The organism is Flavobacterium chungangense LMG 26729, from assembly GCF_000735715.2.
In the GTDB taxonomy this organism is placed as follows: domain Bacteria; phylum Bacteroidota; class Bacteroidia; order Flavobacteriales; family Flavobacteriaceae; genus Flavobacterium; species Flavobacterium chungangense.
The window spans coordinates 454,392-479,672 of sequence record NZ_JASY01000001.1 but is presented as its reverse complement, the minus strand read 5'-3'; the positions used below and the strand labels follow the sequence as shown (position 1 = coordinate 479,672).

Annotated in this window: 16 protein-coding genes; 1 reads left to right on the top strand and 15 read right to left on the bottom strand. The window is 34.8% G+C overall.

The window, feature by feature from the left end; all coding sequences use genetic code 11:
- Positions 1–90 precede the first annotated feature (90 nt).
- The 12 genes from fsa to JE46_RS01835 all read right to left on the bottom strand — a co-directional run bounded on the left by fsa (position 91) and on the right by JE46_RS01835 (position 17,324).
- Entirely contained in the window at positions 91–747 is a 657-nt protein-coding gene (gene fsa, locus JE46_RS01890) for a fructose-6-phosphate aldolase (protein ID WP_031453563.1), read from the bottom strand.
- 242 nt (positions 748–989) lie between these two features.
- On the bottom strand, positions 990–2,315 hold the full coding sequence (gene xylA, locus JE46_RS01885; RefSeq protein ID WP_031453562.1) for a xylose isomerase: 1,326 nt from the start codon (positions 2,313–2,315) through the stop codon (positions 990–992).
- 10 nt (positions 2,316–2,325) lie between these two features.
- On the bottom strand, positions 2,326–3,807 hold the full coding sequence (locus JE46_RS01880) for a xylulokinase (protein ID WP_031453561.1): 1,482 nt from the start codon (positions 3,805–3,807) through the stop codon (positions 2,326–2,328).
- Between the two features lie 4 nt (positions 3,808–3,811).
- On the bottom strand, positions 3,812–4,819 hold the full coding sequence (locus JE46_RS01875; protein WP_031453560.1) for a GntR family transcriptional regulator: 1,008 nt from the start codon (positions 4,817–4,819) through the stop codon (positions 3,812–3,814).
- A gap of 402 nt (positions 4,820–5,221) precedes the next feature.
- Positions 5,222–6,958: a glycoside hydrolase family 43 protein gene (locus tag JE46_RS01870; RefSeq protein WP_031453559.1), complete on the bottom strand. Its 1,737-nt coding sequence runs from the start codon at positions 6,956–6,958 to the stop codon at positions 5,222–5,224.
- 38 nt (positions 6,959–6,996) lie between these two features.
- On the bottom strand, positions 6,997–8,022 hold the full coding sequence (locus JE46_RS01865) for a glycoside hydrolase family 43 protein (RefSeq protein WP_031453558.1): 1,026 nt from the start codon (positions 8,020–8,022) through the stop codon (positions 6,997–6,999).
- Between the two features lie 29 nt (positions 8,023–8,051).
- Positions 8,052–9,485, bottom strand: a complete 1,434-nt coding sequence (locus tag JE46_RS01860; protein WP_031453557.1) for an MFS transporter — start codon at positions 9,483–9,485, stop codon at positions 8,052–8,054.
- 244 nt (positions 9,486–9,729) lie between these two features.
- The gene (locus JE46_RS01855; RefSeq protein WP_031453556.1) at positions 9,730–10,830 is read right to left on the bottom strand and encodes an endo-1,4-beta-xylanase; all 1,101 of its coding nucleotides are present in this window, start codon (positions 10,828–10,830) and stop codon (positions 9,730–9,732) included.
- Positions 10,831–10,853: 23 nt separating this feature from the next.
- Positions 10,854–13,730, bottom strand: coding sequence for a glycosyl hydrolase 115 family protein (locus JE46_RS01850; protein WP_035136359.1), 2,877 nt, complete (start codon positions 13,728–13,730; stop codon positions 10,854–10,856).
- A 59-nt stretch (positions 13,731–13,789) separates the two neighbouring features.
- Positions 13,790–15,940: an alpha-glucuronidase family glycosyl hydrolase gene (locus JE46_RS01845; protein WP_031453554.1), complete on the bottom strand. Its 2,151-nt coding sequence runs from the start codon at positions 15,938–15,940 to the stop codon at positions 13,790–13,792.
- 406 nt (positions 15,941–16,346) lie between these two features.
- The gene (locus tag JE46_RS01840) at positions 16,347–16,871 is read right to left on the bottom strand and encodes a DinB family protein (RefSeq protein ID WP_236010781.1); all 525 of its coding nucleotides are present in this window, start codon (positions 16,869–16,871) and stop codon (positions 16,347–16,349) included.
- 87 nt (positions 16,872–16,958) lie between these two features.
- Entirely contained in the window at positions 16,959–17,324 is a 366-nt protein-coding gene (locus tag JE46_RS01835; protein ID WP_031453552.1) for a SpoIIAA family protein, read from the bottom strand.
- 253 nt (positions 17,325–17,577) lie between these two features.
- On the opposite strand from JE46_RS01835, the gene JE46_RS01830 reads away from it, so the two are divergent.
- The gene (locus JE46_RS01830; RefSeq protein ID WP_031453551.1) at positions 17,578–19,935 is read left to right on the top strand and encodes a mechanosensitive ion channel family protein; all 2,358 of its coding nucleotides are present in this window, start codon (positions 17,578–17,580) and stop codon (positions 19,933–19,935) included.
- 84 nt (positions 19,936–20,019) lie between these two features.
- On the opposite strand, the gene JE46_RS01825 is transcribed toward JE46_RS01830, so the two are convergent.
- The 3 genes from JE46_RS01825 to JE46_RS01815 all read right to left on the bottom strand — a co-directional run bounded on the left by JE46_RS01825 (position 20,020) and on the right by JE46_RS01815 (position 25,278).
- Positions 20,020–20,511: a hypothetical protein gene (locus JE46_RS01825; protein WP_031453550.1), complete on the bottom strand. Its 492-nt coding sequence runs from the start codon at positions 20,509–20,511 to the stop codon at positions 20,020–20,022.
- A 180-nt stretch (positions 20,512–20,691) separates the two neighbouring features.
- Entirely contained in the window at positions 20,692–22,095 is a 1,404-nt protein-coding gene (locus JE46_RS01820) for an efflux transporter outer membrane subunit (RefSeq protein WP_031453549.1), read from the bottom strand.
- An 18-nt stretch (positions 22,096–22,113) separates the two neighbouring features.
- Positions 22,114–25,278 carry an efflux RND transporter permease subunit gene (locus JE46_RS01815; protein ID WP_031453548.1) on the bottom strand — a complete coding sequence of 1,055 codons (3,165 nt, stop codon included), beginning with the start codon at positions 25,276–25,278 and terminating at the stop codon, positions 22,114–22,116.
- Between the last annotated feature and the right edge of the window lie 3 nt (positions 25,279–25,281).

The following is a 25,281-nucleotide window of genomic DNA, read 5'->3' as shown; positions in this document are numbered from 1 at the left end:
AAAAACTCCTTTCAAAATTGATTTGAAAGGAGTCTGAATTACTTAAATTTAGATTTGTGGGGCAAATAAAACTTAATGAAAATGAACTGTTTACAAATTCATTTTTTTGGCATCTTCTACAAATTGTTTCAGTCCGATATCTGTCAGAGGGTGTTTCAATAAGCCTTTGATAGCAGACAATGGTCCGGTCATAACATCTGATCCGATTTTGGCACAATTGACAATATGCATTGTGTGTCTTACAGAAGCTGAAAGGATCTGGGTTTGATAATTATAGTTGTCATAAATCTGTCTGATTTCCGCAATTAAATGCATTCCGTCTGTAGAAACATCATCTAATCTTCCTAAAAATGGTGAAACATACGTAGCGCCAGCTTTAGCCGCCAGTAACGCCTGACCTGCAGAGAATACCAAAGTAACATTGGTTCTGATTCCTTTTGACGAAAAATATTTACAGGCTTTTACACCATCACCAATCATTGGTAATTTTACAACAATTTGCTTGTGCAGGGCAGCCAGTTCCTCACCTTCTCTAATCATTCCATCGAAATCTGTTGAAATCACTTCGGCAGAAACGTCACCGTCTACAATATTACATATATCAAGATAATGTTTCAAAATGTTATCTTTTCCTGTAATGCCTTCTTTGGCCATCAATGACGGATTTGTAGTTACTCCGTCCAAAACTCCCATAGCCTGAGCTTCTTTAATATCTTCTAAATTTGCTGTATCTATAAAAAACTTCATTTTTCTAAATTTTAATGGTTTAATAAATTTTCTGAACAATAATTTGGTTAAAAAAAGGCACAAAAAAATTAAGGTCATCGGAACTAACTAAAACCTCCGACCTTAATTTTCTATAAATAGCTATCTTTAAATTATCTCAAATAAAGGCTTTCTTTGAGAGTGAACCGTTTAAGATCCAGTGTTATATAACTATTTTTATACTAAACTGTATGAATAGAATTTATTTTAAAAACAATAAAAGATTATATGTATTGATTGATAATATTTTCAAACAATTCCTGTTTACCGCTTTGAAGTGTTAATTCTCCATTTTGGTTTGCAACATCGTATAAATCTTTCAGGCTTAATTTTCCTTCAGCAAAATCTTTTCCTTTTCCGGAATCGAATGAGCTGTATCTTTCTTTTCTTAATTTCTCGTAAGGAGAAGAAGTAATGATTTTATCTGCAGTTAGTAAAGCTCTTGCAAAAGTATCTGCACCGCCAATGTGTGCTAAGAAAACATCTTCTAAATCTGTTGAGTTTCTTCTGATTTTAGCATCAAAGTTAACTCCACCCCCTTGTAATCCTCCTGCTTTTAAGAAAACCAACATGGCTTCTGTAGTCTCCTGAATGTTATTTGGAAACTGGTCTGTATCCCATCCATTTTGGTAATCTCCTCTGTTAGCATCGATACTTCCTAACATCCCAGCTTTAGCAGCCACTTCTAATTCGTGTTGAAAAGTGTGTTGTGCCAATGTAGCGTGGTTTACCTCGATGTTGATTTTGAAATCTTTATCTAAACCGTACTCTTTTAAGAATCCGATTGCTGTAGCAGAATCAAAATCGTACTGGTGTTTCGATGGTTCCATTGGTTTTGGCTCAATGAAGAAAGTACCTTTGAAACCTTGCGCTCTGGCGTAGTCTCTTGACATTGTTAAGAATTGTGCCATGTGGTCTAATTCTCTTCCCATATCTGTATTTAATAGAGACATATAACCTTCTCTGCCTCCCCAGAAAACGTAGTTTTCTCCGCCTAAAGCGATTGTGGCATCCAAAGCCAATTTTACTTGTCCTCCGGCTCTTGCCACAACATTAAAATCCGGATTTGTAGCGGCTCCGTTCATAAATCTTGGGTTTGAGAAACAGTTTGAAGTTCCCCAAAGCAATTTAATACCTGATGCTGCTTTTTTCTCTTTTAAGTATTCTGTAATGAATGCCAGTCGTTTTTCTGATTCAGCGAAAGTCGCTCCTTCAGCAATCAAATCGTAATCGTGGAAACAGAAATAATCAAATCCCATTTTACTGATGAATTCAAAAGCAGCATCTGCCTTATCTTTTGCAGCCTGATAAGGATCTGAAGACTGGTCCCATGCAAAATTCTGAGTTCCAGGCCCGAATGGATCGCTACCTTGCCCACAGAATGTATGCCAGTAAGCGATAGCAAACTTGAAGTGATCACGCATTGTTTTTCCAGCTACAATTTGATCTGGATTGTAGTATTTAAATGCCAACGGATTATCAGATTCTTTTCCTTCAAATTTAATTTGGCCAATACCTTTGTAGTATTCTTTATTTCCTAAAACTATCATTTTTATTTTTTTATTTATTTGTTACTATTAATTCTAATTCTTTTTTCCAGTTTTGATATGCCTTCTCATATTCTTCTTTATTTTTTAAAGGCAAAAAGGTCATTACGTGATCGTTGATTGTAATTCCTGAACCAAATTTTTCGAAGTCACCATCAGTTAAACCTACTGCTCTGGCTGCTCCTACAGCTCCAGTTGTATTGTAAATTTCTATTTCATGCCCAATTAATGTTGCTACCGTATTGGAGAAAATTTCTGAACGAAATAAATTATCATTTCCAGCTCTGATTACATTAATTTTCGCATTGTCATCTTTCAGACATTCCATTCCGTATACAAACGAAAACGCAATGGCTTCCAAAGATGCTCTGTATAAATGAGCGTTGGAATGAATGTTAAAATTCAGATTCAAAATATGCGATCCGATGTTTTTATTATTGAACATTCTTTCAGCGCCATTACCAAAAGGAATGACAACTAATCCATTTGAACCCACATTTACCTGAGATGCTTTCTCGTTCATTTCTTCATACGACTCATTTCCGGTATTGTTGCGCATCCATCTGTATTGAATTCCGGCTCCGTTGATATTCAGCAATTTTCCAACTCTCGGATTTGATTCGGAATAATTGACATGAACGAAGTTGTTTACACGTGTACTTTTACCTGAATTTGTTTCGGTAACAGCATAAAAAACGCCTGATGTACCTCCGGTTGCTGCCACTTCACCCGGGCGCAGCACATTTAGTGACAACGCATTGTTTGGCTGATCTCCAGCTCTGTAAACAATCGGAATTCCAGCAGGAAGCCCTGATTCCTGTGCACCTTTTTCGGTAACAATTCCCTGATTTGTAAAGTTCTCTACAATATTTGGTGTCAGTGACTGATCAATTCCGTAATAATCCAAAAGCCAGTCCGCTACTTTATTTTCTTTATAATCCCAAAGCATTCCTTCAGACAAACCGTTTTTAGTGGTTGTTACTTCGCCTGTTAATTTCAAAGCGATGTAATCTCCCGGGAGCATGTATTTATCAATTTTGCTGTAAACTTCAGGCTCATTTTCTTTTACCCATTTCAGTTTTGAAGCTGTGAAATTTCCTGGTGAATTCAATAAATGTTCAGCACATTTATCAGCTCCGATTTCAGCGTAAGCTTTGTTACCAATTTCAACCGCACGGCTGTCACACCAGATAATCGAATTACGCAATGATTTGCCGTCTTTATCCACGATAACCAATCCGTGCATTTGATACGAAATACCAATACCCTGAATTTTAGAAGCATCAACATTGGCTTCTTTAATGGCTCTTTTTGTTGCTGTACAAATGTATTGCCACCACATTTCCGGATCCTGTTCTGCCCAGTCAGGCTGCAATGACAAGATCTCCATTTCGTTTTGCGGCTCATTCAGTACAATTACTTTTTTGCCCGTTGCTGCTTCAACCAGGGCAACCTTGACCGAAGAGCTTCCAATATCATATCCTATATAATACATAATTTTATAATGATTCTCTTAATATTAAATTTGTTGGCACATAACACTGAACTACTTCATCGTGAGTAATAAAGGCTGCTGCTTTAGTTCCTATTTCATTAAAATCTGTCGAAACAACCGAAATTCCTTTATAAATAAATTTCTTCATTGGGGTTTCATTATAAGACAAAAATCCAACGTCCTCTCCTGGTTCCATATTTCTCTCTTTGCATTGTTCCAAAAAATGGCCTAAAATCCTATCACTGATACTGATGTAAGCAATTCCTTTTTCAATACTAAACTTTTTGGCATCAGTAACAATTTCATATTTCAGCTTAAAATCAACACAGAATTTCTTAAAATATTCTACTGTTTCTTTCGGGTGATTTGTGTAAGCCGGATAAATAAAACTGATGCTTTTATATCTTTTAAACAAATCCACTGCTTCTTTTAATGCATTATAAAACGCTTTTCCAAAATCCTGAAATATGTAATTATTAGTGCCCTTTGAATGGATATTCCAGTCAATCAAAAGCAGTTTTTCATTCGAAATTGCTGATAACGCCGGTGCTACATCCTTGTGATCAAAATTCATTACCACATATTTGTAATATTTCCCTATTCCGTTATTAATGATCGTTTTAAAAACATCTATATTATAATGATGAAACTGTACATCAACAATAACATTACTCGGCAAATTGTTTACAAAAGAGTGATACAAAACCTCCTTATAGGCTTTAAAAGTATCCAGTACCAATAACACCTTTTTGGTTTCACCGGAAACATAATACCCTTTATTCGGAACCGAATCGATTATTTCCTGCTCTTTTAAAATCGTATAAGCCTTAAAAACAGTATCCCTCGACAACTGATTTGTTTTGCAAATACTATTTACAGACGGAAGCAAATCTCCTTTTTGCAAAATATTCTCTGCAATAGCATTATTTATACCATTTACCAACTGCTGATATTTCGGAATATCGCTCTCGTGATTAATAATAAATACAAACTTTTCTTCTTCTTTTGGCATATCCGTTCTGTTCCGTTCTGGTATGCTAAAGTAAATAAAATTATTTTATAAAAAATTATTTATTAGAATAAAATTGTTAATTTTTTGAAACTACTATTTCTAATAATTTGGGCGTATCCCTACGGGTCGGGCTATCCGTTACAAGTCCTCGCCTGCTCGTTCCTCGCTGCTGTGGGCTTTCCACTTCTATCCCTTACGCGTACGGTTTCAAAAGATATGACGGAGTACAATTCTTCAAATATTATCACAAACAATATCGACAATTCTGTCATTCCGAGGAACGAGGAATCTTCGTAAGTGACTCCATACAGCATGTCGCCAATCTTTGTAGAGCTACTCTCGAAGATTCCTCGTTCCTCGGAATGACAAACTAAACCTAAAAACTTTACTTAAAATTATTCCCTAAAAATGATTCTTCGAAGCGTACATCCCTAAATACGTCCCTACAAAACCACCGGCTTCTTTTGTGCTCAAAATAGAACCGTCAACATCCTTAATCAATAAATTCCAATCTGCTTTTTCTGTTGTTTTATAATAGAAACTATACCATCTTCCGTTTCCTTCAATTTTTACAAATAATGATGAATCTGAGTCCGAAAGCTCTTTTTTTGAAATAACTTCAGGTTTACCATTATTGATTTTAGAGACTGTTCGTTCTACGAAAACTTCCGGTTTGTTAGCTGAATTCAGTCGTTTACCTATTAAGAAATAATGTTTTTCATTCTGAAAAGCTGTTAAACCTGCTGCCTGTACATTATCTTGGGGAGTGAATTCTAATTTTATAGAAGCTTCAAATTTTAAGTGCTGTTGTCTTCTTCCTATAAAAGAAAAGTTAGTTTCGGTGTAAATCGATTCAGGTCTTGGCTTAATTAACAATTTTCCGTTAATCAGCTCGTACCACTTTTCTTTTGGCGTTCTGATTAAATTCCATTTTAGTCCTAATTCATTCGAATTAAAATCATCTTTTGAAATGAAATTTCCATTCAATGGCTCTGTTTTTTCTTTCGAAAGAGCCAGATTCGGACGTTTATGAATCATCGGAATCGGTTGGTTTCCTCCTACAATTTCAGGCCAGTCTTTTTTCCACTCCACAGACATCATAAAAGTTTCTCTGCCTGTATTGTATAAATCCTCTCCATAAGGTCTACAGCCTAAAAATACAGCCCACCAGTCTCCATTTGGTAATTCTACAAAATCAGCATGACCGGTAGTCGAAACTTCATTTTTACGATTTGCATCTAAATGTGACTGCGTCAAAATCGGATTCTGAGCATAACTTTCATAAGGCCCGTAGATGCTTTTGCTTCTAAAAACAACTTCCGAATGATTAAAACCGGTTCCACCCTGAGCACAAATCATATAATAAAATCCGTTCTTCCTGATTACGTGCGGGCCTTCAATCCAGACTGGTTTTTTCGATAAATCTGTTCCTCCGTTAATGACTAATTTAGGTTCAGTTATCGTTTTTTGTGTTTTCAAATCATATTCGAGTATGTAAATAGCCCTGTGACCATCATGAAGCGAAACATTATTTGGCGGAGGACCATTATGCGTAATATAAACTTTTCCGTCTTCATCAAAGAAGATATCAGGATCAATTCCGTTTACCTGTGGAAGCACAATCGGATTTGACCATGGCCCGGCTGGATTTTTAGCAGTGACGATAAAATTACCAACACCGCTTACATTAGTACAAATCACATAAAAAACACCTTTATGATGCCTTATGGTTGGCGCATACATTCCACCGGACAAACGTGAAGTACCAAAATCAGCCTGTTCCGGACGATTTATTATGTTTCCTATCTGTTTCCAGTTGACTAAATCGGTACTCTCAAAAATAGGCAACCCAGGAAAATAACAAAAAGAAGAGTTGACCAGATAAAATTTATTTTCAGCCCTGCAGATGGTGGGGTCCGGATAAAACCCGGCTAAAATTGGATTCAGAAATTCGCTGTCTGATTTCGATATATTGTCATAAGCTTCATCTTTTCCTTTATACTCAAACCAGTCAAATGAGGCATAATCGGCATAAACAACCGATTGTGATTTTTGTGAAATTTTTTTACATGAATAAACAGAAACCAATAAAATAGCTGCAACTATAATTTTTAGATGTATGGTTTCTTTTTTAAACATGCTTCCTAAATATTTCAATTAAATCTAAAGAGTTTTATCTATTCTTCTTTGCCATAAGGATCAATCGTATTAATTGAACCATCTTCATTATATGTAATTTCAGTAACTTTTATCGATCTCAAATGGGTAACTCCTTTTGAAAGACTGGAATCATGATAAAAAAGATACCACTTTCCTTCTACTTCACAAATAGAATGGTGTGAAGTCCAGCCAATTACCGGATTCAAAATTCGGCCCTGATACGTAAATGGCCCATAAGGACTATCCCCAATAGCATAACAAATAAAATGCGTATCTCCTGTAGAATAAGAAAAATAATATTTACCATTGTATTTATGGAGCCACGGCCCTTCAAAAAATCGCTGTTCATTATTTCCAGCTAGTAGCACTTCACCTTTCTTGTCCAGGATTTTAATTTCTCTTGGAGCTTCGGCAAATTGCTTCATGTCATCGCTCAATAATGCTACTATCGGCCCTAATGCCGGTTCATTTTTATGAGGCTCTTCGTTATCTTCAGAGAATTTATTATTTCTGTATTTTTGAAGCTGGCCGCCCCAAATCCCTCCAAAATAAAGATAAAATTTCCCGTCATTATCTTCAAAAACAGCCGGATCGATAGTGTAACTCCCTTTAATTGCCTCAGGTTCAGGAACAAATGGACCTGTAGGCGAATCGCTGATGGCTACTCCAATCTGGAAAATTCCGTCTGCACGTTTTGCCGGAAAATACAAATAATACATACCATTTTTACAAGCAGCATCAGGCGCCCACATTTGTTTTTCTGCCCACGGAACATCCTTAACATGCAGTGCAACTCCATTATCTGTAACTTCAGATTCTATAGTTTCCATAGAAAACACATGGTAATCTTCCATTCCAAAATGGTCTCCATTGTCATTAAACGGAATTCCTGCATCAATGTCATGTGATGGATAAATATAAATTTTACCTTTGAATACATGCGCCGAAGGATCGGCTGTATACATATGTTTTACCAAAGGCTGCGATATGGCTATTTTATTAATTGTTTCAAAATTAATTTGTTCAATACTATCTTCAGGCATAGTCGTATTTTTGTTTTAATGATAATAATTTATGCTCTTCTTTCTTTTAAATCACTTTCTATTTGTACTTCCATCTTCTTGTCAATTTCATAGAAAAACAATAATGCGCCACCAATTAAAAATGGTATGGCAGGAAAGATGCTTACCAGTAATTTGATTCCGTTAATAGCAATTTCACTTTGCGAAGCAGCATTTGGTATATAATCAAAATGCCCTAAAAGAGACGTTGTCAATGCACCTCCAATACTAAGCCCGGCTTTTAACCCCACCATCATAGCCGAAAATATAATGGCCGTCGCACGACGATTGTTTTTCCACTCTGAATAATCTGCTACATCTGCAATCATCGCCCAAAGAAGCGGAATTGTGATGCCGTAGAAAAAACCATGAAAAATTTGAGAAAAAAACATCAGACCAACAGCAGTTGGCGAAAAGAAATAAAAGGCAATTATGAATAAAGTCGAAATAAACAGAAATAATCCAAAGACGTTTCTTTTACCGTATTTATCAGCGAATCTTTTTGATAATGTGATTCCGACTATCATAAAAATAATCCCGCCGGCATTAAACAATCCGAATCCTGCAGAAACAGGGTCGTCTCCAAACGTATTTAAACCTATATTGGAAAGAAAATCTAAAATAGGCTGAATAAAAACAGCTAACTCCGCTTTGTTTACGTAGTTTTCAAAATAATATACATACGAGCCGCCTTTCATCGCCAGTGTTACAAAAACCAGTAAAGTAAGCGTCAGCATGATAATCCAGGGTTTGTTTTTTATCAGATCGCTTAAATCTTCCTTTACGCTGGATTTTTGTTCCGGTTTTGGTACGATACGCTCTTTGGTTGTTAGAAAAGTAATCAATAGCATAATAGTACCAATAATTGCAAGTGCTGTCATTACTTTTTCGATACCTATTGCCTTGTCACCGTTTCCGGCACTTTTGATAATTCCAAGCATAAAAACCTGTACAAAAAACTGTGCAAACATTACAGCTACAAACCGGTATGCTGACATACTGTTACGCTCACCCATATTGCCTGTTATCACGCCGCTTAAGGCAGAATAAGGCAAATTATTAGCTGCATAAAATAACAACAATAATGAATACGTTATCACTGCATAAATTACTTTTCCCTGATACGAAAATGCCGGAGTTGTAAAAGCCAAAAGTGCAATGACCCCCAAAGGAACTGATGTCCACAAAATCCAGGGACGAAATTTACCCCATTTTGTATTCGTTCTGTCTGCCAAAGCCCCAATGATTGGGTTAAAAATAAAGGCAGCTATCAAACCTACAACCAGCATTATTATGGAAGAATGTGTTGGTGATAATCCATATATATCTGTGTAAAAATAAGCCAGATAAGTCATCAGTGTCTGAAAAACTAAATTGGCGGCAAGATCACCAAGACTATATCCTATTTTTTCTTTGATGGATAATTTTTGAGAGGATAAATTCATTACTTATTTATGGTTTGATTAGGTTAGTTAAGCTAAAAAAAAACTTATTTAAATGTTTATTTAATTTTTTAAATACTTAGAGCAATTAACTAATATTATGTACTAAGAAAATAAGAAAAACAAATTAAACAATCGGTTGTGTAAAATTATAAAAAAATCTATAGCAACCAAATTTAGTTTATCTATTTAGAGTTTTATTTTAAAATTTTATATATTAAATAATGCTTAGTAATTATTAAAGCTGTTATTTTTTTAATTCTATCAAAGCTTCAAAACCTTTTTTAGGGTTAAGTTGTTTATCAAATAACAATGGGTAATTTGTTCTTCCCTTAATGGGCCAGTCATTTAACCAGGACTGCCCATCATGAACTCCCCAAAAAGTCACGCGACTAATTTTGTCTTTGTGTTTCAGAAATAATTTAAATATATCTGAATAACGCTGTGCCAGTTTTTCCTGAACTGAATCCGGAAGTTTTTCAGGATACGTGTTCATTTTGGCACTGCCTTCAAAATTCTGATTTATATCTGCTCCTTTTAAATCCCAGGGATTTGGCAAAACTGTGATATCCAATTCTGTAAAAGCGACTTTAATTCCAAGTGCTGAATACTCCAAAATACTTGTTTCAATTTCTTCTAATGACGGACTTTCCAATCTCCAGTGCGCCTGAATACCAACTCCGTCAACTTTTCCTCCCCCTTCTTTGATTTTTTTAATCAAATTAATAGTCCCTTTTCTTTTTGCAGGTTCTTCATTATTATAATCATTGTAATACAAATCGGTTTTAGGATCAGCTGCAGCAGCTAATTTAAAAGCATCAATAAGATATTGTTCTCCCAATGTATTCAAAAAAACCGATTTTCTTAATGTACCATCCTCGTTCAAAGCTTCATTTACAACATCCCAGGAATCAATCTTTCCTTTGTATTTAGAAACGATTGTTGTAATATGATCTTTCATAAAGGCTTTCATTTCTGTGCTGTCTTTAATTTTTTCCATCCATGGTGCCAACTGACTGTGCCAGATTAAGGTATGTCCGTGAATAAACATTTTGTTTTTTTTGCCATACGAAATAAATTTATCTGTCAACGCAAAATCGTATTTGCCTTTTTCAGGATGTACAAACATTGATTTCATAATATTCTCCGCTGTTATAGCATTAAATTCTTTACGAATTAAAGAATCAACTTTCTCATCTTTTTCTTCTATTTGGTCTGCACTTAACGCTGTACCTATATAAAAATCATTTTTGTAAGAATTTTTTAATGAAGCCAATTCTTTTTTTGATGTACAATTCAAAAACAGCATTGTAGTAAGGGCAAGTAAACAAGGTTTGATTAATTTCATCCTTTTATTTTTTTAGTTAATAGTTATTTCACTTTAAAGCTTTCCGGTGGTCCTAAATACGATTTCAATATTTCTCCTGAAGCCGTTTCAATTACAATCTTCTGAAGTACTAAAGCAGGATCAATTCCGTAAAACTTTAAAGTGTGATTCCCTGCATTTTCAATAGAATGCGACGAGGTTACGATTTTAATATTATCGGCCACAGCCTTATTCCAGGTTTTATCTGAATCATTTTCATTAAAATTAATGATTTGAGGCTTTTCATCGTCAATAGCGATTCCATATTTCAATCCGTCATGAACAGAAAAATTAATAGTCGGCGAAAAATAAGCGTGTACTTTTACAATTCCTTTTTGAAATAAATGAATATCATATTCCAATCGTGGAGATTTTTCAGCAATTTCAATTGACGGAACATTGGAAGGTTTTAAAGTAACTCCGGATTCGGTTTTACCAAGATTTGGAATTACCGTCCATTTTACTGCGTCAGAATTTATGGCTTTTGAGTAATTTTGAGCTTCAATCGAAATGTAACCATTACTGTCTATAAAACCACGAACTTTATCAGACTTTATATTATTAGTTTTTATTTGAAAAGTAAACTTTTTATGATCAGCAATAACTATAAATTGATTTTTAGCAAATCCTTTCGGTGCTTTTTTCCAGTCAATATTGATTAAAACTCTTTGTTCGCTCTGCACTGTGCCTTCGGTAAGAGAAAACAAAATCCAGCTTTTATCGCAAATAATTTTAAATGGATAACTTTTCTCTGCAGAATTTATGATATCAACGTATGCTGTGTTATTTTCTAATGAATTTATTTCCATTAATACCCCTTTGCTTCTAAGAACTCCGTCAAAAGCTTCTTTTGTTCCTTCAATTACAATTCCTTCTTTTATTTCTGAATTATATAAAAGATGTCTTGTTACCGGAATCACATTTTTATCTGGCTGTTGCCAATTTGTATAGCCAATATGCGTCTGCGACATCATATGATTCCATTTGCCGTTTGCTAATTGGGTATGATAATAATTCGTAAGCTGTTTGTCTTTTTCGAACAACTCTTTTACTTTTTCTCCATAATCATTTGCCGAAAGCCTCCACTGTTCTGAATACAAATAATTTTTAGAGGTTGCAACATACAATTCATTTAAATTTGCACTTGCCAAAACCGGATACAAAACCAGCTGATAAAAAGCATCTTTATATTCGGGTTGCAATTTCGCGTTTATGGCATTGGCTTTTTCAACCAATTTTTGATAATCCGCAACAACTCGATCTGCTTCTTCATAATTCGAAATGCTATACGTTTTCTCGTCCAATAATTCCGGTTTTCTTCTTGAATTGTATTTGGTATACAGTTTTAAAATCTCTGCAACTTCTGCTGTAAACTGATTTCCAAAATTTTCTTTGGTCCAATTCACATAATATTCTTGTAAGTTTCCGGCATTAAACTTTTCCGGATTCCATGCCATATCAAGGAAAAATTCCGTTGGCAATTCCATTGGTTTGATATCACCCACATTGACAATCCAAATTTTATCAACGCCATATTGGTACGCCATATCCATTTGCTCCCATGTTCGTTCTATTTGATTGGTATTGATCCATTTGTAATTTCGGGGTCCGCCTACATAATCAAAATGGTAATAAATGCCGTAACCGCCTTTTCTGGGTTTTGCATTTAATTCTGGTAACTTTCTGATATTCCCCCAATTGTCATCACATAATAGAAGTGTTATATCATCCGGAACGCGCATTCCTTTGTCATAATAATCCTGAACTTCTTTGTAAAGCGCCCACATTTGAGGTATCTCTTCAATTGGTTTTTGATTGGTTTCTTTTATGATTTCTCGTTGTATTTTTACAATATTTTCCAGAAGATCAATCGCGGTTCCCTGTGTCATGGGTTCATCGCCATCTCCGCGCATTCCAACCGTTACAATGGTTTCTGTATTGCCCATTCTTTTCATTCCTTCTTTCCAAAACGAAATCAGGTTTTCAGAGTTCGTACTAAAATCCCATTTTCCTTTCCCTAAAGTAGCCCATTCCGCATGCGCTCTTGTTAACGGTTCATGATGCGAAGTTCCCATTACAATTCCGTATTCATCAGCCAGGACAGCGTTTTGAGGATCATCTACATAAAACATTCTTCCCCACATCGATGGCCACAAATAATTGCCTTTCATTCTCAGAATTAATTCAAAAACTTTATCGTAAAATTTCGCATTAAATCCGCCATAAGTATCAAATGCCCAGCCTGATAATGCCGGGGCTTCATCATTAATAAAAATACCACGGTATTTTACTTTTGGTTCTCCATTTGTATGAATTCCAGGTAAAATATGCAATTCTGATTGTTTTTTCACCGGAACATCTGTCCAAAAATACCAGGGAGAAACACCTATTTGGTTAGATAGATCATAAATTCCGTAGATCGTTCCTCTTTTATCTGATCCCGCAATTACCAATGCTTTTTTAATTCCCTTTGAAGGATTGACAACAATTTGTGTAGTGAATTTTTCCCATTTCCCTTTCAGTTCACTTACATCAATTTTTTCTTCACGAATCAATTGATCTATAATTTCGCTTTTTCCAATTGTACCAATAATGAGTACATAATCATTCGCTTCAGAAATTGTATTAATTTGATTCGGATAAACATTTGTTACTTTAAAAAGGTCATTTTCTAAATGTCCGGCAACTCTTAAAACACCTGCAAAATCATTTTTACTTATTAAAACAGAAGCAGTTTTTCCTTTTGATGCCAATGGAAAATTTTCTGAAGAAACTTTATTTACTACATATTTCTCTCCATTTATTGCATGCGATTTTGTGCTTATTCCAAATAGGAAAAGCATTAAAATTACGGGCAACAAAGGAAATTTTATATAATACATTTCGACCTGAATTAATTATTTAAAACCTAAATACTTAGTTTTTACACTTTGGATTATTTTTAATTTCCCGGTGCAAAAGGAAATTTTAATGATTGGAAATATTCTAATGTTTCAATAGGTTTCTCTACTCCTTTTGGTAATTCTTTTCCTGAAAATTGCTGAAAATACAATAAACATGCATCACGCCACCATTTTGCTTCTTTATATTGAATTTCTAATAACATTTGAACTTCCCTGAAACGGTCAGCATCAACATATTTTTCTGTTTTATTCCAAATGTTCTGCATATCTTTTACCTGGTTTACGCCCTCCTGATACTTTAAAGCCATACCATTCCAAAGTGTCTGTCCATTTTTTAATTTATAATCCCAGGAAACATGATGAAACCATAATAAATCTTTTTCCGGACAAGTTTCTAAATTATCAAAAATTTTCTCTATTTCAGGAGCATATTGCGCTGTGGCATTCGTTCCTTTTTTTGAACGGTCAAAACCAATTCCGTTTTTATCAGCTTTGTGGTAATATACAGGATTCCATTCCGGTCTTGACAAGTTTGAAACCCATGGCCCGGGACCGTAATGATGTCCTGTGTCCATAATATGATGTAAACCGTATGGCGTCATATAATTCACAACCGCTTCACGCGACTGAATCATCATTTCTTTAACCGGTTTTATAAAATTTTCCTGATTTGAAAAAGTACATCGCAGCCATTCATCCGCAATAGTTTCTGAATCTAAATTAGGGTTCCATGCCAATCTTCCGAAACCATACCAGTTTGCCTGTGCAAAAGGATGTCCTGTCCAGTTTAAATCATTTCCAATATTCGAAACCCCGGCAATTCCGGTCAATTTAGTTTTTGTCAAAGAACCGTCAATCACTTTAGCAACTGTTGTTCCTTTACCTTTTTGATACGTATCTGACTCTAAAATCTCCTGATATAATTTAGGCAGGTAAACCAAATGTGTGCTAAACCCTAAATATTCCTGTGTAATTTGAAACTCCATCATTAAAGGAGTTCTTGGCATTGCTCCAAATAACGGATGAAATGGTTCTCTTGGCTGAAAATCAATGGCACCGTTTTTTACCTGTACAATTACATTATCTCTGAATTTTCCATCATACGGCTGAAATTCTGCGTAAGCCTGTTTGGCACGGTCATTTGCATCATGCTCAGAATACACAAAAGCTCTCCACATAATCACACCTCCAAAAGGGACTACGGCATCTGCCAGCATATTCGCTCCGTCAACATGATCCCTGCCGTAATTTTGCGGTCCCGGCTGTCCTTCTGAATTGGCTTTTACCAAAAATCCTCCAAAATCCGGGATTCGTTTATAGATTTCGGCTGCTTTATTTTTCCACCAATTGGACACATCAGCATCTTTTGGATCAGCAGTTTTCAATCCTCCAATTTCAATTGGTGCTGAGAAACGTGCTGTTAGATAGACTTTTATTCCGTAGGGCCTGAATACATTTGCCAAAGCTTCAACTTTCTCTAAATATTGAGGCGTTAAGATTAAGGCATTTGCGTTTACATTGGTCAAAACGGTTCCGTTAATACCTACTGAAGCATTTGCACGGGCATAATCGATATATCGCTGGTCAATAAAATCAGGCAGTTTTTGCCAGTTCCATAAAGAAAAACCTGCATAACCGCGCTCAACCGTTCTGTCTAAATTATCCCAGTGATTTAAAATTCTAATATTCGTTTTTGGAGAATCAGCAATATTTAAATCCTGAATTGATTTATTAGTCTGAAGCAACCTCAAGAAATTATAAACACCATACAAAACCCCAACCTCTTTTTTACCGGTAATTAGAATGTGTTTCTTGTTTTTGAATAAAATGGTTTTGATGATAAATCCTTCTTCGTTTATTTTATCAAAATCAGAGCTTATTGACTTTTGTATTTCAGAATTTAATACCGCTCTTGAGCCTATAATTATTTTGTTTTCTCCTTTAATTTCTGAAAGAACATCCGGTTTGTTTTCCAGCATATTAAAAATTCCTGTTTCTAATTCTTTTGTTGCAATTTTGGAAGTTTCAGAATTCCCGAAAGAAACAATCCCCTGCAGTCTACTTCTGTATTCAGAAGCCAGCCGGGTATCTGTTATCCTATCAAATTGAAGCCATAATTTATAATCCTTTTGAGCTATTGCAGAAGAGGAAATAATAAATACAAGGAGAATTAATCGCAATGAAATCATCTTTTACTAATTTATTCTTTTTAAAAACATTTTGAATTGAATTAATGCTTAAATAATACATTTGATTAAATTTCACCTTAAAAAATACATTATCATAAACAAAATAACAAAAACAATCGGTTGCGTAAAAATATGGTATTGTGTTTAAAGAAAAAAATTTTACACAAGTTTTTTAGTTATTATTTACTAATTGATGAATTTTAAGGAATTGGAAACAGATAAATTGTACAATCTGCCTAATGGCATTGCTTATCTTTTACTGGGACTCTGATTTTCGAAAATTTACTCAAGAAATTGAGAATGTTTTTTGTTTTAATCAATATAAATCACGTTCAATTGTGATCCTGAACGAAGGTGAAGGACTTTAAATACAAAAAATCCTAGATACCCTTTACATGAAAGCTCATTATAATGATTTCTTCAATATAATTTTGAATTTTTCAATTTGTCGTCTATGCCGTAAAACATGTACAATTGCATGCTCTGTCATTTGTTCAATATCATAAACCTGTCCCCAGGGAGTAGCTATTTTTTTACTATTGTCAAATTCCTCGAGTTGATTATCCTGAATAGTTTTAAAAGTCTCGATTGTGAAGGCTAAAAAACGATTTAAATCAGTATTATAATCCTTTATTGTAAAACGAAGCAAATCATCAGGATACTCTACTTTTTCTCCTAAAAACTGTCTAATATCCATTGCATAACAAAATCCCGAACATACAACATGTGCTAAAATTGTTTGTATAGATTTACAACTCGGATCGGTTGTATTATCATCAATAATTTTAATTAATTCAATATCAGAAATATCAGAAATTAGTTGTTGTACTTCAGTAATTGCCTTTTCATATTCGTCAAGGAGCGCCCCAGTTGCACCATGCCTGTAAATTTTAGTCATCAAATTGCTGAATTCATTTTTGTCTGTTATCATATAATAAAAATCAACTGATAAGATTTAGTCGTATCAAAACAATATTAAAGAAAAAAAACATGTAAAACTTTAATGCCAAAAAATAATTTAAATGTTTCCTTCGACCCAATTCAGTGCTTTATTAAATTCTTCTTTTTTAAAACCACGAAATTCTCCCGGAACGACATAGCTAAATCCATTAGTAAATGAAATAATCTCTTCAGTATCCGTAACAATAGCAGCCCGGTTCCATTTTCCCAAATGTTTCAATCCAATTAAAGCATCCTGAAGCCATGCTCCTGCCGTAAAGTTTCCAATATCAGTATCTAATACCAGTAAAAAATTGATTTCATTAATTCTTTTTACCAAATTATCTATGGCAGGAACAACAGCTGTCTGAAAATCTTCCTTTGTTACTTCTGCAAGTGCTCTAAAAGCCACTACATTATCTGCAGTATCAATTATATGTATCATATTTATCTGTGTTTTAATTATTTCACTTTCAAATTTAGACTACGCAAAACAGATCGCTTTATATGTTGTCTTTTAAATTTTATAAAATATCTATCTCATCAATATCAGTCAGGTAAGACTCATTTAATTAAAACATTCCTATGAGCAAATTGAAACTTAATTTCAGTTAAGTTTTTATAATAATTCATCTGTAAATACAACTAAACTGTTTTAAAAAAATTACATTTGAAAATCCAAATCTATATTTAAAATTATGTTCCAAAAAAGAAATTTTCTTCATCTTCTCGCGACATTGATTATCTTATTTTATAACGTAAATGTGAGTTCGCAAACGTCATCTCAAAAAAAAGAAAACCGTTCAAAATTATTTGAAGAAACTACTACAGACAGCGATTATTTAATGGCTATTGAAAAAGCCGGTGAGGTAATGGAATCAGCTTACAACGATGCCGATTTTGACAGTGCATCTCATCATTTGTTTGGCGAAATTAAAAGAACACAAGGCAAACTTGACCTTATTCTGGCAAGTTTGAAAGATGCTAACCCAAACGTTCGCAACCAGCAAATGTACTATACAGTTCTAAAAGAATTGCAGCAGCAACTGGACGAACAAAATACCGCTATTAATTTGCGCAACCAGAATCTGGAAAAAATTAAAGGCAGATTTATTGAACTCCGAAAAGACAAAACACTCACGGGGCTTTTAAAAGATACTATTCGAAGAAAACAGTTTAAAAAGGAATTTGCAAACCTTAAAAAAAGATATCTTGCAACAGATAGTCTAATGACTAAAAATCAAGGGATTCTAAACACAAAGAAAAGATTAACAGTACAACGAAAAATTGAAGTTTCCAATGCTTTGATTACTGTTGAAAATAATCTGGAAAAGTCAGGAATCAGTATCCTGCATAAAGAATATCCATTCTTGTGGAGTATCAATGAGTCTGTTCCTAAAAAAACTAAAAAAGAGATAAAACAAAATATAGGAGCCAAAATAATAATAGAAGAAAGTGTTGCTGCTTATTATTTGAGTTACCGTACAGGCGGTTTAATTATGCTGTTATTTGTTATGATCCTTTTGGGCTGGTACATTTCACGCAATTTAAAATACTTAAATGCTAACGGATATAACGAAAACCTCTCTCATTTTAATTTTAAATATTTAAACAGAGGTATACTAATTCCTGTTGGTGTAATTGGACTCAGCATTGCCGTTGTCAGCAATTTGTATGCACCGGCTTTATTTTTAGAATTGCTTCAACTTTTACTGCTCGGATTCCTGACTGTCCTTTTCAAAAATAAATGGCCAAATGTTGCCATGAAAAATTGGATTTTTCTTTTAGGATTGTTCTTCACGCTTTGTTTTCTTGATCTTTTTATAGAAATTGGATTTTTTCAGCGATGTGCCTTTATTATCATTAATATCTGCGGGATTCGCTATGGTTTGGTTCAGATTAAGAGTCTCAAAGAGCAATTGTATATTAAAGGATTTTTTAAATGGGCCACCGTTATTTTTATAGGATTAAATGGTTTATCGATACTTTATAATCTTTTTGGAAGGGTATCACTTTCTAATATGCTGAGTCTTACCGCTTTTATTTCGCTTACGCAGATTGTGGCATTGAGTGTTCTTTTGAAGATTATTTTAGAAATCATTATTTTACAAATCTATACGATCAGAATTAAACGTGGTTTTGAAAAAATATTTGATCATGAAAGTTTATCTGATACACTAAAAAAACCATTTATTATTGTAATTAGCTACATGTGGCTTGTGGTTATTGCATCCAATTTAAACATCTGGGAAGCACTTCGTTCTTCTTTGGGATCATTATTAAGCCATCCAAATACCATTGGAAGCATTACTTTTACTTTAGGAAATATTGTGCTCTTTTTTATTATCATCTGGGTTGCCCATTTGCTTCAAAAATATGTGGCTTATTTTTTTGGCGAAATTGAAGATGAAAATGAAGAAGAGATCAATAAAAGACAACATTCAAAACTACTAATCACAAGGCTGCTTGTATTAATGGGAGGTTATCTTTTAGCCGTTGCCGCATCCGGAATGCCTTTGGATAAATTGAGTATTTTATTAGGAGCTTTAGGAGTTGGTGTTGGACTCGGACTTCAGAATGTGGTAAATAATTTTGTGTCCGGCGTAATTTTAATTTTTGATAAACCTATTCAGGTGGGAGATGTTATTGAAATAAGTTCGGAGTCCGGCCGGGTAAAATCGATGGGATTGCGAACTACAAAAATCAATGCTCCAAACGGTGCCGAAATTATTATTCCGAACGGGAATTTACTGTCGCAAAATATCACAAACTGGACTTACACTGACAATTTTAAATTAGTGGAAATTTCAATAGAAATCAGTGGTGACACTTCACCGGATGACATTAATACAATAATAATGGAGGCTTTGAAAAGTTTAACGTTGATTAATATGAATAAAACGCCTCAAATATATTACAGTGCCATTTCTGAAGAGAAATATAAAATTCTGGTAAAATTCTGGTGCAGTATTTATCGTACTGAAGAAACGGTAAGCAATGCACGTCAGGTTCTGTTTAAAAGTTTTAAATCGAAAGGGTTAACCTTCTCAGCATAGCAGGCTTATTTATACCCGATAAGATAGAACTATAAAACCAAAACGCCTCAAATTACTGAGGCGTTTTTACTTTGATAGTTTTAATTAATGTTTACCATTACCATGTGAATGGTTGTCTTTTTTAGAATTTCCTCTTCCTTTACCATTCCCATTATCATGTCTGTCAGACTTTTGTTTTTCTTCAGATCTATAATTTTTTTCCGGTTTTGAGCCTCTGTTTTTTTGAGGTTTTCCAACATATCCTTTTGGATAAGATGCTCTGTGTTTTGAGTGATAACTATAAGGTTTATTGCCTCTGTAATCCTTTAAAACTACTTTGTAACCTGAATAAAAATCATAATTTCTGTATCTTGCCGGTACTCTTCTTTCACGAACCCATACTCCGTTATTAAGATAGATATACTGGCTGTCAGTTACATCATAATAGATATCAATATCCGGTAAATAATAATATCTACTGTCATCATACCCTACTGGTCCCCAATTTGGAGGTGTACCAATATTAACATTGACCGAAACCTGCGAATGAGCCAATACACTCATAAAAAGTGCTAAGGCGAATACTAATTTTTTCATGTTTTTAGTTTTTAAAATATTAATTTCATTAGATATTAATCTAAATTAGTGCCAATATTTGGATTTATCCGTTTCATTATACGAAACCATCAAAAAAATCGACGAAAAGCGCTTTTTAGGCGACATATATTTTAAAACAAAAACGTCTCGATTACGAGACGTTTTGTAATTATTACTAAATTATTTCCACCCTCCGCCAAGAGCTCTGTATAAATCAACTATCGACTGAAGTCTTTGCAAATTATCATTTACACCACTCAATTGAGCAGACAGAAGATTTTGTTCAGACGTTAATACATCTGTATAATTGGTTGCAGAACTGTATTCTAAAAGCTGTCGTGTATAATCAACAGCTTTCTCTAAATTTTCAATTTGTTTAGCTCTCGATTCCAGTTTATCAGTTGCCATTTGGTAGGCATACAAAGAATTCGAAACTTCCTGTCCAGCAACCAACAAACTTTGTTGAAAATTATTATATGCCTGTAATTGTTGTGATTGTGCCGTTGTCAATCTTGCTTTGTTTTGTCCGTGATTGAAAATTGGCTGCGTCAGTCCTCCAATTATCGAATAAAAAATTGAACGATCGAAGAAATCTTTTAATTCTAAATTTGAAAACCCGCCACTGGCAGTAAGAGTAAGACTTGGATAGAAATAAGTGCGTGCCAGATTGGTACTTTCGAAAGCAACTCTGAAATTAAATTCAGCCTGACGTACATCCGGACGATTTTGCAGCAATTGTGAAGACATACCAATTTTGATATTCTCCGGTATGGGCTGATCGTCTAAACTTCCTCTTTCGATAGGTCCAGGTGCTTGTGCTATTAAAATATTTAAAGCATTTTCAGTTTCACGTATACTTTGTTTTAAATCCGGAATTAAAACTTCTGCTGCATAACGATTGGCTTCACTTTGTACGACAGCAGCTCCGGTTACAATTGCGCCTTCTTTTAATAATTTTATCGTTTCAACGTTTTCAATACGGCTCTCCAATGTTTTTTCTGTAATAGCCAATTGCTTATCATAAGACATCAAAAGAAAATAATTATTGGCAATGTCCGAAATCAATTGTGTTTGTATAGCTTGTTTGGCCGCATCAGTTGCCAGATAGGATGCAAAAGCAGATCTTTTTGAACTGCTTAATTTACCCCAGATATCAGCCTCCCAGGACGTACTCAAACCTAATTTGTAAGTTGTAGTTAACGTATTAATATTAATTCCTGCAGGAAAATTAAGTCCTGCTTCTGATTGTTTGGTACGTGTAGCACTCGCATCAAGACTTAAAGTTGGATAATAGGCTAATTTACTTTGGCGTAAAGTGGCACGTGCCTGAACGATGTTTTCGATTGCATTTTTCAGATTTAGGTTCTGATCGATTCCTTTCTGAATTAAAACAGAAAGTTTTGGATCTTTAAAAACACTTTGCCAAGGCATATCTGCCATTGTTATAGAATCTGCAGAAGTTTCATCACGAAACAGCTTTTCTGTCGAGACCGCAGTGGGACGTTCGTATTTTTTAACTGCGCACGCACTCAAAAGCAAAGCAGCAGTTAGTAAAACAATATATTTATTTGAACTATGAGTCATTTTTTCTAAATTAAATTATTACTCTTTATGAGCTTCTAATAGTGGTGTTTCTTCTTCATCTTCTTCATCATAGCCATCTTTAGCAGGACCACTCACTTTTTCCTGTAATATCTGGAAAACGATAAACAATACCGGAATAACAAATACTCCTAAAACAGTACCTATTAGCATTCCTCCTACTGCTCCCGTACCAATTGATTTGTTCCCAACAGCTCCCGCACCTGTAGCAAACATTAACGGAACAAGTCCAAGAATAAAGGCAAAAGAGGTCATTAAAATTGGTCGCAAACGTGCTACGGCTCCTTCAATTGCTGCCTGAACGATTGGTAATCCTTTTCGTCTTCTGTCTAAAGCAAATTCTACAATCAAAATACCGTTCTTCGCCAGTAACCCAATTAACATGATTAATGAAATTTGCAGATAAATGTTACTGTTTAATTTGAATATAATGGAAAATAAATACGCTCCTGCCAGTCCAAACGGAATAGAAAACAGCACTGCAAATGGCAATATATAACTCTCATATTGTGCACTTAACAAGAAATAAACAAACACCAGACATAATATAAAAATGAAGATTGTTTCACTTCCTGAAGCTAATTCCTCACGCGTTAAACCTGAAAACTCGTATCCATAACCTGCCGGAAGGTTTTCTGCTGCAACTTCCTGAATAGCCTTAATTGCATCTCCGGAACTAAATCCCGGGTTTGGCGCACCTGTAATCGAAATAGACGTAAACAAGTTAAATCTCGAAATGGATTCAGGTCCAAAAACCCTTGTCATTTTTACAAATTCGGTAATTGGCGCCATGTTACCTGCACTATTTCGGACAAAAATTTTATTCAATCCTTCAGTATTCGTTCTAAACTCCGGTGAAGCCTGAATCATAACACGATATTGCTTTCCGAACTTATTAAAATTCGAAGCATACAATCCACCATAATATCCTTGCATGGTCGACAAAATCGAATTAACAGAAACACCTGCATCTTTTGCTTTTGCCAGATTAATATCCATCATATATTGAGGAAAGCCCGGATTAAAAGGGGTTGTTGCATATTGTATTTCAGGACGTTTAGATAACTTTTCTAAAAATTCGGTATTTACTTTAAAGAATTCTGCTGTAGTATGACCTCCTTTATCCTGTAATTGAAACTCAAATCCGCCACTTTGTCCAAATCCCTGAATGGTTGGTGGTGAAATAAAGAAAATATTGGCTTCACGGATGCCACTTGTTTTAGCAAAAAGCTGTCCGATTACATCGTTTACACTTAAATCACGTTTGTCCCATGTTTCTAATTTTACAATAACCATACTGTAGGCGCTACCCGCTCCTGCTGTAAAGTTCTGCCCCACGATACGAAGTGTATTTTTGACCCCTGGAATTGTATTGGCAATACTGTCAACTTGTTTGGCAATTTTGTCAGAACGTTCCATAGAAGCTGATGGCGGTAAACTAATATTGGCAAACACAGTTCCCTGATCTTCCGCAGGTACAAAAGCTGACGGAGTGGTTTTCATCATATAAAATAATGCTGCACCAGCAATAAGAATTGACGCTAACACAATCCATTTTTTAACCGAAAGAAATTGAACAGAACGCTTGTATCTGCCTGTTACATTATCAAACGCAACATTAAAGGCTGTGTAAAATCGTCGCAGATAACTTTTATGTTTATGATCCTCTGCATGAGGCTTCAATAACAAAGCACATAAAGCAGGACTTAAAGTCAAAGCATTTACTGCCGAAAGTATAATAGCAACCGCTAATGTTATACCAAATTGCTTATAGAAAACCCCTGTAGACCCTGTAATAAATGTTACCGGAATAAATACAGCTGCCATGACAAGCGTAATCGAAATAATAGCTCCTGAAATTTCATTCATCGCATCAATAGTCGCTTTTTTAGCTGATTTATAACCGTGGTCCAGTTTCGCATGTACTGCCTCTACGACTACAATCGCATCATCGACCACAATACCAATAGCCAATACCATCGCAAAAAGCGTCAATAAATTAATAGTAAAGCCGAACAGACTCAGGAAGAAAAAAGTTCCCACAATAGCCACCGGAACTGCAATTGCCGGAATTAATGTTGACCTGAAATCCTGAAGAAAAATAAATACCACAATAAAAACCAAAATAAAAGCTTCAATCAAAGTATGGATTACCTTTTCAATAGACGCATCCAGATTTTCGTTAACGTCTACCAAAAGTGTATATTTTACACCTTTCGGGAAGCTTTTTGCTGCTTCTTCAATTAGTTTTTTAGAATTATTGATTACATCACGGGCATTTGATCCCGGGGTCTGGCTAATCGCCATAGCTGCAGATTCTACTCCGTTTGTTTTAATTGTTGATGCATAGCTTAAAGATCCTAATTCTACTTTAGCTACATCCTTTAAACGAAGCATCTGTCCGTTTCCAACAGATTTGATAACTATATCTTCAAACTCTTTGGCACTGGTCAGACGTCCTTTATATTTGATTACATATTGAAAAGCCTGATTCCCGTTTTCACCAAATTTTCCTGGCGCCGCTTCGATATTCTGTTCTGCTAAAGCCGCAGAAATATCACTTGGAATCAGTTTATATTGCTGCATGATATCCGGTTTTAACCAGATTCTCATAGAGTAATCTTTTGCACCAAAAACCGTTACATCACCTACTCCAACTACACGTTGAATTTGGGGTACAAGGTTTATCTTAGCATAATTTTGAAGAAAAGTCTGATCATACGTTTTATCATCACTATATAATGAGAAAATCAACAAGTTACTACTCTGACTCTTTGTTACCGTTACACCTGCCTGAGTTACCTCTACTGGTAATAAACTCGTTGCTCTGGAAACTCTGTTCTGAACGTTTACCGCTGCTAAATCAGGATTTGTTCCTACTTTGAAATAGATTTTGATTGAAGCATTCCCGTCATTTGTTGCCGTAGAAGTCATGTACGTCATGTTTTCTACACCGTTAATTTGCTCTTCCAACGGAATTACGATACTCTTTAAAACCACATCAGCATTAGCACCGGTATAACTTGCCGATACGTTTACTGTTGGCGGAGCGATATCAGGATATTGAGAAATAGGCAGCTCTACCAAACCTAAAACTCCTAAGATGACAATAATAACGGATATTACTGTCGAAAGTACCGGCCTTTGTATAAATATTTTAAACATTTT

Excerpts from the sequence above, each read along its gene's own strand:
- JE46_RS01835 (WP_031453552.1), bottom strand. The coding sequence starts at position 17,324 with ATGATACATATAATTGATACTGCAGATAATGTAGTGGCTTTTAGAGCA.
- xylA (WP_031453562.1), bottom strand. The coding sequence starts at position 2,315 with ATGATAGTTTTAGGAAATAAAGAATACTACAAAGGTATTGGCCAAATT.
- JE46_RS01830 (WP_031453551.1), top strand. The coding sequence starts at position 17,578 with ATGTTCCAAAAAAGAAATTTTCTTCATCTTCTCGCGACATTGATTATC.
- fsa (WP_031453563.1), bottom strand. The coding sequence starts at position 747 with ATGAAGTTTTTTATAGATACAGCAAATTTAGAAGATATTAAAGAAGCT.
- JE46_RS01855 (WP_031453556.1), bottom strand. The coding sequence starts at position 10,830 with ATGAAATTAATCAAACCTTGTTTACTTGCCCTTACTACAATGCTGTTT.
- JE46_RS01865 (WP_031453558.1), bottom strand. The coding sequence starts at position 8,022 with ATGCCTGAAGATAGTATTGAACAAATTAATTTTGAAACAATTAATAAA.
- JE46_RS01860 (WP_031453557.1), bottom strand. The coding sequence starts at position 9,485 with ATGAATTTATCCTCTCAAAAATTATCCATCAAAGAAAAAATAGGATAT.
- JE46_RS01825 (WP_031453550.1), bottom strand. The coding sequence starts at position 20,511 with ATGAAAAAATTAGTATTCGCCTTAGCACTTTTTATGAGTGTATTGGCT.
- JE46_RS01875 (WP_031453560.1), bottom strand. The coding sequence starts at position 4,819 with ATGCCAAAAGAAGAAGAAAAGTTTGTATTTATTATTAATCACGAGAGC.
- JE46_RS01850 (WP_035136359.1), bottom strand. The coding sequence starts at position 13,730 with ATGTATTATATAAAATTTCCTTTGTTGCCCGTAATTTTAATGCTTTTC.
- JE46_RS01880 (WP_031453561.1), bottom strand. The coding sequence starts at position 3,807 with ATGTATTATATAGGATATGATATTGGAAGCTCTTCGGTCAAGGTTGCC.
- JE46_RS01840 (WP_236010781.1), bottom strand. The coding sequence starts at position 16,871 with ATGATAACAGACAAAAATGAATTCAGCAATTTGATGACTAAAATTTAC.
- JE46_RS01870 (WP_031453559.1), bottom strand. The coding sequence starts at position 6,958 with ATGTTTAAAAAAGAAACCATACATCTAAAAATTATAGTTGCAGCTATT.
- JE46_RS01815 (WP_031453548.1), bottom strand. The coding sequence starts at position 25,278 with ATGTTTAAAATATTTATACAAAGGCCGGTACTTTCGACAGTAATATCC.
- JE46_RS01845 (WP_031453554.1), bottom strand. The coding sequence starts at position 15,940 with ATGATTTCATTGCGATTAATTCTCCTTGTATTTATTATTTCCTCTTCT.
- JE46_RS01820 (WP_031453549.1), bottom strand. The coding sequence starts at position 22,095 with ATGACTCATAGTTCAAATAAATATATTGTTTTACTAACTGCTGCTTTG.